Annotated in this window: 13 protein-coding genes; 3 read left to right on the plus strand and 10 right to left on the minus strand. The window is 61.2% G+C overall.

Annotated features, from left to right (window positions below; genetic code table 11):
- Positions 1-214 precede the first annotated feature (214 nt).
- Entirely contained in the window at positions 215-2,905 is a 2,691-nt protein-coding gene (acnA, locus tag ACR0DA_RS07820) for an aconitate hydratase AcnA (RefSeq protein ID WP_170370688.1), read from the plus strand.
- A 110-nt stretch (positions 2,906-3,015) separates the two neighbouring features.
- Positions 3,016-3,717: an SDR family NAD(P)-dependent oxidoreductase gene (locus ACR0DA_RS07825; RefSeq protein ID WP_480753509.1), complete on the plus strand. Its 702-nt coding sequence runs from the start codon at positions 3,016-3,018 to the stop codon at positions 3,715-3,717.
- An 8-nt stretch (positions 3,718-3,725) separates the two neighbouring features.
- On the opposite strand, the gene ACR0DA_RS07830 is transcribed toward ACR0DA_RS07825, so the two are convergent.
- From ACR0DA_RS07830 to yajC, 10 genes are all read right to left on the minus strand, one after another.
- The gene (locus ACR0DA_RS07830) at positions 3,726-4,265 is read right to left on the minus strand and encodes a DsbE family thiol:disulfide interchange protein (RefSeq protein WP_170338525.1); all 540 of its coding nucleotides are present in this window, start codon (positions 4,263-4,265) and stop codon (positions 3,726-3,728) included.
- A complete protein-coding gene (gene ccmD, locus ACR0DA_RS07835) occupies positions 4,258-4,416 on the minus strand; it encodes a heme exporter protein CcmD (protein ID WP_480753511.1) in 159 nt (52 codons plus the stop codon). Before ccmD ends, ACR0DA_RS07830 begins: the two co-directional genes overlap by 8 nt.
- Entirely contained in the window at positions 4,413-5,186 is a 774-nt protein-coding gene (locus tag ACR0DA_RS07840) for a heme ABC transporter permease (protein WP_005982368.1), read from the minus strand. Before ACR0DA_RS07840 ends, ccmD begins: the two co-directional genes overlap by 4 nt.
- A gap of 59 nt (positions 5,187-5,245) precedes the next feature.
- Positions 5,246-5,902: a heme exporter protein CcmB gene (gene ccmB / locus ACR0DA_RS07845; RefSeq protein WP_149774813.1), complete on the minus strand. Its 657-nt coding sequence runs from the start codon at positions 5,900-5,902 to the stop codon at positions 5,246-5,248.
- Complete coding sequence (ccmA, locus tag ACR0DA_RS07850) at positions 5,899-6,513, minus strand: heme ABC exporter ATP-binding protein CcmA (RefSeq protein WP_170358704.1); 615 nt, start codon at positions 6,511-6,513, stop codon at positions 5,899-5,901. The genes ccmB and ccmA overlap by 4 nt, the downstream gene beginning before the upstream one ends.
- A 94-nt stretch (positions 6,514-6,607) precedes the next feature.
- On the minus strand, positions 6,608-6,961 hold the full coding sequence (locus tag ACR0DA_RS07855) for an Mth938-like domain-containing protein (protein ID WP_170338015.1): 354 nt from the start codon (positions 6,959-6,961) through the stop codon (positions 6,608-6,610).
- Between the two features lie 8 nt (positions 6,962-6,969).
- Entirely contained in the window at positions 6,970-7,716 is a 747-nt protein-coding gene (locus tag ACR0DA_RS07860; protein WP_170338013.1) for a sulfite exporter TauE/SafE family protein, read from the minus strand.
- Positions 7,709-8,677 (minus strand): protein translocase subunit SecF, encoded by a 969-nt coding sequence (gene secF / locus ACR0DA_RS07865; protein WP_170358702.1) that lies wholly within the window; start codon positions 8,675-8,677, stop codon positions 7,709-7,711. The genes ACR0DA_RS07860 and secF overlap by 8 nt, the downstream gene beginning before the upstream one ends.
- Before the next feature lies 1 nt (position 8,678).
- Positions 8,679-10,340, minus strand: a complete 1,662-nt coding sequence (secD, locus tag ACR0DA_RS07870) for a protein translocase subunit SecD (RefSeq protein ID WP_170338516.1) — start codon at positions 10,338-10,340, stop codon at positions 8,679-8,681.
- A 33-nt stretch (positions 10,341-10,373) separates the two neighbouring features.
- Positions 10,374-10,661, minus strand: a complete 288-nt coding sequence (gene yajC / locus ACR0DA_RS07875) for a preprotein translocase subunit YajC (protein WP_093962445.1) — start codon at positions 10,659-10,661, stop codon at positions 10,374-10,376.
- Positions 10,662-10,864: 203 nt separating this feature from the next.
- Here yajC and ACR0DA_RS07880 point away from each other — a divergent pair, with 203 nt between their 5' ends.
- A complete protein-coding gene (locus tag ACR0DA_RS07880; RefSeq protein ID WP_480753512.1) occupies positions 10,865-12,526 on the plus strand; it encodes a mechanosensitive ion channel family protein in 1,662 nt (553 codons plus the stop codon).
- Positions 12,527-12,564: the final 38 nt, after the last annotated feature.

Here is a 12,564-nt window from a genome sequence, read left to right on the forward strand (position 1 = left end):
TTGAGGAGCCTGCAAGTACCGGTGTACTCCGCCACCGGATCAAGCGCCAATCAAGGTTTCTTGAGACAGGTTTCGGCGGCAATCCGCAAAAATGTGTGCAATGGTATACAAAAATTGCCGCACCCGCCCTGTTGGACCTTGAACCGCAGGCCTTGGTGATGCAGATACCGCTCAGCGAATCCCAATTCCACGTCATTTGAGAGGGAGGCCAAAGATGCCCATCAAAGTCGGACAGGATACCGCCAAGACACGCCGCAGCCTGAGCGTGAATGGCAAGTCCATCTCGTATTACTCGATCCCCGCCGCGCAAGAGGCCGGCCTGGGCGATTTCTCTAAGCTTCCCGCCGCGCTGAAAGTGGTGCTGGAAAACATGCTGCGGTTCGAGGACGGCGGTTTCTCAGTCTCGGTCGATGACATCAAGGCCTTTGCCGAATGGGGTGCCAACAACGGGAAGAACCCGCGCGAAATCGCTTACCGCCCTGCCCGCGTGCTGATGCAGGACTTCACCGGCGTTCCGGCCGTTGTGGACCTGGCCGCGATGCGCGACGGCATCAAGGCGCTGGGGGGCGATCCGCAGAAGATCAACCCGCTGAACCCGGTTGACCTGGTCATCGACCACTCAGTCATGATCGACGAGTTCGGCAACCCGCGCGCGTTCCAGATGAACGTGGACCGCGAATATGAACGCAACATGGAGCGCTACCAGTTCCTGAAATGGGGCCAGAGCGCGTTCAACAACTTCCGCGTGGTACCGCCGGGCACCGGCATCTGCCACCAGGTGAACCTGGAATATCTGGCCCAGACCGTCTGGACCGACACCGACCAGAACGGCGAAGAAGTCGCCTATCCCGACACGCTAGTCGGCACCGACAGCCACACCACCATGGTCAACGGCATGGCCGTTCTGGGCTGGGGCGTCGGCGGAATCGAGGCCGAGGCCGCGATGCTGGGTCAGCCGATCTCGATGCTGATCCCCGAAGTGATCGGGTTCGAACTGACCGGCGAGATGGTCGAAGGCACCACCGGCACCGACCTTGTTCTGAAGGTCGTGGAGATGCTGCGCGCCAAGGGCGTGGTGGGCAAGTTCGTTGAATTCTACGGCGAAGGCCTGGACCGTCTGCCGCTGGCCGACCGCGCAACCATCGCCAACATGGCGCCGGAATACGGCGCGACCTGCGGCTTCTTCCCGATCGACAACGAAACCCTGCGCTACCTGCGCAACACCGGCCGTGACGAGGACCGCATCGCGCTGGTCGAAGCCTATGCCAAGGAAAACGGATTCTGGCGTGGGGCGGACTATGCTCCGGTCTACACCGACACGTTATCCCTGGACATGAGCACGATCGTTCCCGCGATCTCGGGCCCCAAGCGTCCGCAGGATTATGTGCCGCTGACCAACGCCAAGGCCGCCTTCCGCCAGGAGATGGAAAACACTTTCAAGCGCCCGATGGGCAAGGAAGTGCCGGTCAAAGGCGAAGACTACACCATGGAATCGGGCAAAGTCGTGATCGCTTCGATTACGTCGTGCACCAACACCTCGAACCCCTATGTGATGATCGGTGCGGGCCTTGTCGCACGCAAGGCGGCGGCTTTGGGCCTGAACCGCAAACCGTGGGTCAAAACCTCGCTGGCGCCGGGATCGCAGGTCGTATCCGCATACCTTGAGGCCGCTGGCCTGCAGGAAGATCTGGACAAGGTCGGCTTCAACCTCGTTGGTTACGGCTGCACCACCTGCATCGGCAACTCGGGCCCGATCCAGAAAGAGATCTCGGAAGCCATCGCCGAGGGCGACCTGGTGGCGACCTCGGTCCTGTCGGGCAACCGCAACTTCGAAGGCCGGATCTCGCCCGACGTGCGCGCCAACTACCTGGCTTCGCCGCCGCTGGTGGTGGTCTATGCGCTGGCCGGTACGCTGGACATCGACCTGACCTCGGAACCGATCGGTCAGGACAAGGACGGCAACGACGTCTACATGAAAGACATCTGGCCGACCCAGAAAGAGATCGCCGAACTGGTCGAGGCAACCGTAACCCGCGAGGCATTCCAGTCGAAATACGCCGATGTCTTCAAGGGCGACGAGAAATGGCAATCGGTCGAAACCACCGATGCCGAGACCTATGACTGGCCGCCAACGTCGACCTACATCCAGAACCCGCCCTACTTCCAGGGTATGGGGGCACAGCCGGGCACCATCTCGAACATCGAAGGCGCCAAGGTTCTGGCCATTCTGGGCGACATGGTCACCACCGACCACATCTCGCCGGCTGGTTCGTTTGCAACCACCAGCCCCGCGGGCAAATACCTGCTGGAGCGCCAGGTGCAACCGCGCGAGTTCAACTCGTACGGATCGCGCCGTGGCAACCACGAGGTCATGATGCGCGGCACCTTCGCCAACATCCGCATCAAGAACGAGATGCTGGACGGCGTCGAGGGTGGTTACACCAAAGGCCCGGATGGTCAGCAGACCTCGATCTATGACGCATCGATGGCCTATCAGGCAGAAGGCACTCCGCTGGTCGTGATCGGTGGCGAACAGTACGGCGCCGGTTCCTCGCGGGACTGGGCGGCCAAGGGCACCGCGCTGCTGGGCGTCAAAGCCGTGATCGCAGAAAGCTTCGAGCGTATCCACCGCTCGAACCTGGTGGGCATGGGCGTCATCCCGTTCGAGTTCACCGCGGGCGACAACCGCAAGACGCTGGGCTTGAAAGGCGACGAGACCTTCTCGATCCACGGTCTGGACACGATCCAGCCGCTGCAAGAGGTGCCCTGCACCATCACCTACGCAGACGGGACCGAGAAGACCATTACGCTCAAGTGCCGCATCGATACCGCGCCCGAGATCGAATACATCGAAAACGGCGGCGTGCTGCACTATGTGCTGCGGAACCTGGCCAAGGCCAGCTAAGCCGGCACAAAGCCAAGAACGCAAGGGCGCCCCGAACGGGCGCCCTTTTTCGTTTCAGGTCTGGCCACTATCGCGTTGTGTTCCGTGCAGATAAGCGGTCTGCTGGGGGCATGGAAAAAGTTGCCTTGATAACTGGTGGTGCTCGCGGAATTGGCCGGGCCATCGCGGTTGATCTGGCCGTGGATCATCGCCTCGCCCTGACGTGGCACAAGACCGAACCGCAGCCCTTGCCCGATGACCGACCGGCCCTGACCCAGCAAAGCGATCTAACGCAAGAAGGTCAGCCCGAAGACGTGGTGCGCCGCGTCATCGACAGGTTCGGCCGGCTGGATGTGATCATCAACAATGCCGGGTTGGTTCAGGCCACGCCGAAGGACAGCTTCAGCCAAAAGGACCACAGGGCTATTCTTGATCTCAACCTGCTGGTACCGGCCGCGCTGCTGGCCGCCGCGTTGCCTCACCTGCAGCGGGGAGCGTCGATCGTCAGTATCTCGTCAGTCAACGCCGAACTCCCGCCACGCGACGCCGCTACCTATGGGGCCAGCAAGGCCGCGCTGAACCTGTGGACCCGCGCCATGGCGAAAGAACTTGGCCCAGACGGCATTCGCGTCAACGCGGTGGCACCCGGAGCGATCAACATCCCCGAAGCCCCAAGACCCGACGATCTGACCGACCTATTCGTTCAGAACACGGCGCTGGGGCGTGTTGGGATACCCGAGGACATAGCGCGCGCAGTTCGCTTTCTCGCATCCGAAGACGCGTCCTTCATCACCGGAGAGGTGCTGACCGTCTCTGGCGGGTATCGCCTTTAACCCCGGCGTTACTGCGCGGCGGCTTTTTCCAATGCGGGTCGGATAGTGCTCTCGATCACGCGCTGGGTGATCGGACCGGCAAACCGCAGGATGATCGTGCCGTCACCATCGATCACATAGGTCTCGGGCACGCCGTAGACGCCCCAATCCAATCCCATGCGGCCATTTTCATCGCGCCCGATGGCGGCATAAGGATCACCCAGTTCGCTAAGGAAAGCGTCGGCGTTGGCCAGTTTGTCTTTGTAGTTGATGCCGTAGACCGGAATACCTTCCTGCGCCAGTTTCTCGAGGTTCGGATGCTCGGCGCGGCAGGGAGCACACCAGCTGGCCCAATAGTTCACCAGCTTGACCTGGCCGTCGCGCAGGGTTGCGTCGTCGAACCCCTGTTTGCCTGGAAACTCGGCCAGGACAACGGGCGGCGCGGGCTGGCCTTCGCGGGCCGAGGGCAGCGCGTTGGGGTCTTCGCGGAACATGCCGATGGCCGCCAGCACGGCGAAGGCACCGAAGATCAGCGGCGGAGCAATCATCAACGGCGAGATCTTAGCCATTGCGCGAAATCCTCTGTTCGATCTTTTCCATCTCGGCCCGGACCTTGCGGCCACGCAGGATGCTGAAAACCACCAGCGCCACCAGCAGGGCGATCGAGGCCGCGTAGGAGGACAGAACCGTTTCGGCGTATTTTCCCAGATCAGGCATCATCCGTTTACCCTTTCCCGTGCCAGCAGCGCCTTGATGCGCCGCGCGCGGATTTCGGTGCCGGTTCGGTACAGGACCAGCGCGATGAACAGCAGCACGAAGCCGATGATGCAGGTCAGCAGCGGGTAGAAGAACACGTTGCTGACCTTCTCGGTGGTGTCCGTGCCGGTGATCGCACCTGCGCGCATCACCGATGCGCCCTGATGCAGGCCTTGGTTCCAGAAATTCACCGCATAGCGGCTGAGAATGGCAAAGACCGAGCCCACGATGCACAGGACCGAGGTCAGGTCCGCCGCCGTGTCGGGGTCTTCGATCGCCTCCCACAGGGCGATGTAGCCCAGATAGAACAGGAACAGGATCAGGAACGAGGTCAGGCGCGGATCCCAGGCCCACCAGGTGCCCCACATCGGCTGCCCCCAAATGGCGCCGGTGGCCAGCGCGATCAGGGTCATCACGATGCCGATCGGCGCTGCGGCGCGTGCGGCAAGGGCACTGACATGGTGCCGGCGCACCAGCCAGACCAGCGAGGTGACCAGCATCATCAGCCAGCAATTGATGGCCATCAGCGCCGATGGCACGTGTAGATAGATGATCTTGACGGTCGACCCCTGCTTGTAGTCATCCGGCGTGAAGAAGAACCCCCACACCAGCCCGACGACCAGAAACAGGGCCGAGCTGATCCAGAAGAACGGCAGGACCCGCTCGCTGGTGGCGAGGAACTTGCGCGGGTTGGCGTATTCCCACAGGGCGTTGGCTTTGGCTGCTATCGACATGGGCCTTATCTAGTCCGAGTCGGGGGCGTTCTCAATTGACATCGGTCAACGTGCCCCAATCATCTGAGGTTGATGCGCAGCACCGCCGCGCTGGCAAAAGGCAGAAGGGCGACCGCGGCGGCGGTGATCCCGGCCAGCATCAGCAGCGGGGTCTGGACCTCCATCCCGGTGGCACCACGGCGCGCGACCTCGGCCCCGAAGATCAGCGTGGGCACGTAAAGCGGCAGCACCAGCAGCGACAGCAGCAGGCCTCCGCGTTTGAGCCCAACGGTCAGGGCTGCGCCGAAAGTGCCGATCACGCTGAGCGCGGGCGTGCCGATCAGCAGCGAGACGACCAGCCAGCCAAAACCGGGGCCGGGCAGGTTCAGCAGCACACCCAGCACCGGCGCGGCCAGCACCAGCGGCAGGCCGGTGGTGATCCAATGCGCCAGCGCCTTGATCGTGACCACCGATTCCAGCGGCAGCGGCGCGGTGGCCAGCAGATCGAGCGACCCATCCTCCCAATCCAGTGCCAGCAGGCGATCCAGCGACAGCAGGCAGGCCAGCAATGCGCCCAGCCACAGCACCCCCGGCGCGATGGTCGCCAACAGCGAGGATTGCGGACCCACCGAAAACGGCACCAGAACGGTGACGATCAGGAAGAAGGCCAGCCCGAGGCCGAACCCTCCGCCCGCGCGGAAGGACAGTTTCAGGTCACGTAACAGCAGGGCGATCACAGGAAGCCTCCGTCGAAGTCATCCAGCGCCTTCGGGCGCGCCTTGTTGGGGCCGACATCCAGGACCTCACCATCGAGACCCAGGTCGATATGGGTGGCAATCAGGGCCGAGCCGCCCTGCCCCAGATGCGCCCGCACTGCATCGGCGAACATTGCCACGGCGGTCTTGTCCAGTGACACGGTGGGTTCGTCCAGCATCCAGATCGGTCGGCCGGTCACCAGCATTCGGGCCAGACCCAGGCGGCGTTTCTGGCCCGCCGACAGGTTGCCTGCGTGACGATCGGCCAGTTCGTTCAGGGCGAAGGCCTCCAGCGCCGGCTGTATGTCACGCGTGCCAAAGACCGAGGCCCAAAAGGTCAGGTTCTCGGTCACGGTCAGGGTGGGTTTCAGCCCGTCGGAATGGGCGGCATAGGCGATCCGGTCTTCGGCCCCCTCGATCCGGCCCGAGAGCGGCGGTTGCAGACCGGCCAGCGTGCGCAGAAGGGTGGTCTTGCCGATCCCGTTCGGGCCGCGCAGGATCAGCGCCTTGCCCGGGGGCAGCGCGAAACTGAGGCCTTCGAGCACGGGCACACCCCCTCGGGCGATGGCAAGGTCGGTCACGGTCAGTGTCATGAGACCCGCTTATCCGATTGGTTGCGGGGGAAAAAGGACGGATTTGCCGCAGGGCCTTTTGGCGAGGTGGGATGTGAGGGGCCAGATGAAGCGGTCAGACCGGCAACAGGGCCAGAGCGATACGGCGCCCCTCGGACAAAAGCACGTTGTAGGTGCGGCAGGCGGCGGGCGAGTTCATGATCTCGACCCCGATGCCGGCCTCTTCGAGGGTCGACCGCAAATCAGATGGTATGTGAGAAAGATCAGCGCCGGTGCCGATGAACAGAACGTCAACCTGATTGGCCAGCCCTAGAAGGCTCTCGCTGTCCGCAAAACCGCCCCACGGTCCGGTCCCTCCGGGGCCTGTCAGAACACTGCCTTCGTGAACCTCGCCGCCTATGCGGAAAAATCCCGGCCCATAGCCATCAATCGGAACTGCGTTGGTATATGTGATCTCGTTCAGGCGCATGTGATCTTCTATCCCCAAAGCGGCAAGCCCGACAAGGCCGCAGCAGCGATGACTGCATACGCGATCACGCGGTAGACCCGTTCCCTGGCAGGCTGAAACATCCAGCCGCCCAGCCAATTTCCTGCCAGATTCGGAACGGCAAGCGCCAGCCCCAACCCAACCGTGGACCAGGTCAATTGCCCGAACGCAGCGAGATACCCGAAGATCAGAAAATCAAAGGCCAGAAGGAACAGCAGGATCGTGGCCCGAACAACTGCCACAGGCAACGGGCGAGACATGTAGAACAGAATTACCGCCGGACCCGGGATGCCTGCAACGCCCCCCAAAAAGCCGGCCGCAGCGCCGATGGCAGTTACCATGTTGCGCCGGACTTCGCCGTTGTACCGCAGCCCCGAAATCAGCACGACCAGCATGAACAGGGTCACGAGGCTGACGGCGTAGCGAAAAACCTCAGGCTGGACTCGGGTCAATATCGACAGTCCGACCGGCAGCAAAAGTGCACACCCGACGACAAGTCTCACGAGATCGCGTTTGTCGACATCAACCCAGGCGCGGCGCAGATTGGGAAGTGGCCCGAAGACATCCATGCAGGTCAACGCGATCAAAGCCCCGAACGGACCAAGATAAGGCGTCGACAGCGGCAGAAAGATCAGCGCGGTGCCGAACCCGGAAAACCCTCGAACGATTCCACCCGCGAGGGCTGCAAAAATGATGACGGCCAATCCCGTTGGGGATTGGCCGAACACATCAGGCATCAATGTTGGCAAACTGGTTGCCGGCCGTGTTCGATGGCTTGGACCAATCGCGTTTGACCCCCAGCCACAGCAGGATGGTCGAGGCCACGAAAACCGACGAATAGGTCCCTACGATCACGCCCCAGATCATCGCGAAGACGAACCCGCGGATCACGTCACCGCCGAGCACGTACAGCGAGACAAGCGCCAGCAACGTGGTGACCGAGGTCATGACGGTTCGGCTGAGCGTTTCATTGATCGAGAGGTTTAGCACCTCTTTCAGGTCCTTCTTCTTGTATTTACGCAGGTTCTCACGCACCCGGTCGAATACGACCACGGTATCGTTCAGCGAGTAACCGACGATTGTCAGAAGCGCGGCGATAATCGCGAGGTCGAAGCGGATCTGCAGCTCGGAAAAAATACCGATCGTCAGCAACACGTCATGCACCAGCGCGGCGACCGCCCCCAACGCGAACTGCCATTCGAACCGCAGCCAGATGTAGACCAGCACCGCTCCGATCGCCAGAACCACAGCAATCACGGCTGTTTGGATCAGCTCGCCCGATACTTTCGGGCCCACGGATTCCACCGAAACGAACTGGATATCTGGGATTACAGCCTGCAAGGCGCCTTCGACTGCCGCGATGGTTTCGGCCGTGACAGATTCGGCACCGTCCTGCGCTTGAATGCGGATCATTGCCACGTTCTCATCAGGCCCGAATGTCGGGTCGAAGATTTCGGTGATGGTGACATCCCCGAGGCCCAGCGGCGCAATGGCGTCGCGGTAAACACCGACATCCAATTCCTGCGTGCTCTGGGTCCGGATCGTGGTACCGCCCCGGAAGTCGATCCCGAAGTTCAAACCTTGGAGCATGAACGAAGCGAATGCGATGACCATCATCAGGCCCGAAATGCCCAGCCAGACCTTCCAGCGGCTGAAGAAATCGAACGAGGTGTTTTCGGGTACGAGTTTCAGTCTCATGTCAAACCTCGATCGTTTTCGGGCGGCGCCGTTCGAACCACATGATGATCATCAGTCGCGTCACGAAGATCGCGGTGAAGACCGACGTCAGAATTCCCAGGCCAAGCGTGATGGCAAAGCCGCGAACCGGGCCGCTGCCGATAGCGAACAGGATAACGGCGGTGATGAAGGTCGTGATGTTGGCATCCAGAATGGCCGACAGGGCCTTTTCATAGCCCAGGTCGATTGCCCGAGCGGGGCCTTTGGCCGATTTCAGCTCTTCTCGAATACGTTCGAAGATCAGCACATTGGCATCCACCGCCATACCGACCGTCAACACGATCCCGGCAATGCCCGGCAACGTCAATGTCGCGCCAATCAGTGACAACAGCCCAAAGATCAGCCCGACGTTAATCAGCAAAGCGATGTTGGCGAAGATGCCAAAAAGACCATAGCTGAGCGCCATGAAGATCAAGACTGCTGCAAAAGCGACGGTGGTGGCGACCTTACCCGCGTCGATGCTGTCCTGGCCCAGCTCGGGGCCGATCGTACGTTCTTCGAGGAACTCAAGACCCGCCGGCAGCGCACCTGCACGCAGCAGAACAGCAAGGTTCGTGCTTTCTTCGACGGTGAAGTTGCCGGTGATGATGCCGGATCCGCCGGGGATATGGCTTTGGATCACCGGGGCCGAGATCACCTCGTCATCCAGCACGATCGCAAACGGAGCACCGATATTGTCGCGGGTGTAATCGCCGAATTTACGGGCGCCGGATGTGTTGAACCGGAAGCTGACCGCCGGGCGTCCGTTCTGATCGAAGGAAGGCTGCGCGTCGACCAATTCCTCGCCCGTCACGACGGGTGCGGATTCGATGGTGTAGTACACGCCGTTTTCGTCGATCGACGGCACGACCTCTTCACCGACGCCGGGCACGACGTCCGGATCGGTGCCGCGGGCCACGACCGGATTGAAGGTCAGTTGCGCCGTGGTACCAATGATGTCCTTCAACTCGCTGGCACTGCCGATCCCGGGCACCTGAATCAGGATCCGGTCGGTGCCCTGACGCTGGATGGTCGGCTCACGAGTGCCAACCTCGTCGATCCGGCGGCGCACGATTTCAAGTGCCTGACGCACCGTTCGATCATCCGAGGCCAGTTTCTCCGCCTCGGACAGTTTTACGATCAGGGTGTCGCCGTCGGCGCTGACTTCGATATCCGTGGCGCCGACCCCGGTCAGCGTCTGCACCTGACGGGCCAGCCCGCGCACCGCTTCCAGAGCGCTTGGCATTCCGTCCGGCTGGCTGATACGAACGCGAATCTCATCCGGGGCCGAGGGTTGACGGCGGATCGTTCCGACCGTCGCCCGTTCGTCCCGCAGGGCATCACGAACTTCGGGCCACATGGCCTCCATCCGCGTCTCGTAGACATCGCCAACCTGAACTTCGGCCAACAGATGCGCCCCACCGCGAAGATCAAGCCCCAGGTTGACCAATGACGACGGCAGCCAATCGGGCCATTGCCCCGCTTGCGCCTGCATCTCGGGCGTGTCGATGCCCAGTTCGATGGCGGCCTTGGCGTCGTTCGATTGTTCGACCCGCGTGTAAAACGCGTTCGGCAGGGCCATCAGCAGGCCAACCACGCAGACCAGCCAGATCAGGACCCGTTTCCAGGTATCAATTTGCAGCATTACCCTGCCTTTTCAGGAAGTTGCGACGCGAATTTACTTCGCCGGTTCGGTCTTGTTCAGCACCTGAGCGATGGTCGACTTGACCACACGAACCCGGACGCCGTCCGCGATCTCGACCTCGATCTCGTTTTCGCCTTCCTTGACCTTCGACACTTTGCCGATGAGGCCACCCTGAGTGACGACCTGATCGCCGCGGCGCACTGCCTCGACCATGGCCTGATGTTCCTTCATCTTCTTCTGCTGCGGACGGATCAGCAGGAAGTACATGATCGCGAAGATCAGGATGAGCGGGAGAAACTGGGCGATTGCGCCACCTTCCATGGGACATTCCTTTTTTCTTGAGGTCGCGGAGTGAGCACCGCGAATTTGCCGGGAAACTATGCCTTGAAATCAACCTTTGCAAGCGATGGCCGACTTGGCATGCCGTGCAACAGTGTCACGATCCCCGAAGATGATGAATTACACCGCAGATATCCACTAGGATGGTGCGGGGCTTTGGGTATAGTCAAAGTCAGGGAGGACCCATGCGGAGTATCGTCAAGGCCCCATTTCCATTGGGTGTTTTGCTGTCCATGCTGTTTGCGGCTTGGGCCTTTTCGGTGCCTGTCATGGCGCAGGATGCCCCGCAGGACGGACCCGAAGCCGACAGCGCCGCCGCCGAGACCTTCATGGCTCCGGTCATCGTTGACGGCGACACCTTGTTCCACATTCGAGGCTCCAGCGCCCTGCCCGCGCCGGAAAGGGCCGAGAACATTCAGGACGCGATCATCAAGGTCGCCGAATCCTCGGATGCCACGGATGTCGACATCACCTATCAGGACACCGAGATAGGCACCCGCATTCTGGCGGACGGTCAGATGGTCACCATCGTCACCGAGGCCGATGCCGAGCTGGAGCAAATGGAACTGAGCGTCCTGACGGTCTTGCATGGCGACGCCATCCGGGACGCGATCATGGCTTACCGGGCAAACCGCACGGACGAGGCACGTGTGTCCGGTGCGATCGAAGCGGCGGCGTGGACGTTGGGGTTCATCGTCTTCGTCCTGGTGATCCTGTGGCTGCACAGGCGCATTCGGCGACGCACGCTGATCTTTGTCCGGCGATACCTTAGGGACGTGGAGGAAGCCACCGCGAAAAGTGTACAGGCCGAGGCGATTGCCGCACTGATCCGATACGGGCTGAATTTTGGCCTGCTGATCATCTTCTTTCTGGGTTTCTATTACTATCTGTCGTTCGTTCTGCTGGCATTTGCCGAGTCGCGGTACTTTGCGCAGCTGCTACTGACCTACCTGACCGAACCGGTTCTGCTGATCTTCCGGGGTATCCTCAGCTACATCCCGAACATGATCATGCTGGCGTTGATCGCCTGGGTGACGATGTACATCATCAAAGGCATGCGGGTGTTCTTCGACGCGGTCGAGGCCGGCACTTTCGACATGGGCGATTTCGAGAAACACTGGGTCAATCCCACGTTCAATATCGCGCGTGTCGTGGTGATCCTGATCGCCCTTGTCTTTGCGGTTCCCTACATTCCGGGCTCGGATTCGGCGGCCTTTCAGGGTCTGACCATCCTGGTTGGCGCAATGCTCTCTCTTGGCGCGAACTCGGTTGTCAGCAACATGCTGGCTGGACTGTTCGTAATCTATCGCCGGTCGACCTCGATCGGTGACCGCATCCAAATCGGTGAACACATCGGTGATGTGGTGCAGATCAAACTTATGGAAACCCACCTGAAGTCCATCAAGAACGAGCTGATCTCGATCCCCAACGCCCAATTGATGAACTCGGACGTGGTCAATTTTTCCAAGCAGACCGACGGCAAGGGCCTGCTTTTGCACACGACCGTTGGGATCGGCTATGAAGAGCCCCCCGAAAAGGTCGAAGCGATGCTGATCGAGGCAGCCCGTCGCACCGATGGCCTTCGCGCCCGCCCCGAGCCCTTTGTCCTGTGGACCGCGCTGGCCGATTACGCGATCAACTACCAGATCAACGCCTACACGACCCGTGGCAACTCGATCCCGCGGATCAAGTCCGACCTGCACCGCAACATCGTGGAAGTGTTCAACGAGAACGGCGTTCAGATCATGACGCCATCTTACGTTGCCGACCCGCCCGAGCCGAAGATTCCAACCCATCCATGGGACGGTCGACTGGCACATGAAGCGGTTGAAGACACGGACAACTAGGCCGATTTTCCAACCCAGTGCTACACCCTGCCCGTCAG

This window comes from Ruegeria sp. CI8 (assembly GCF_056536865.1).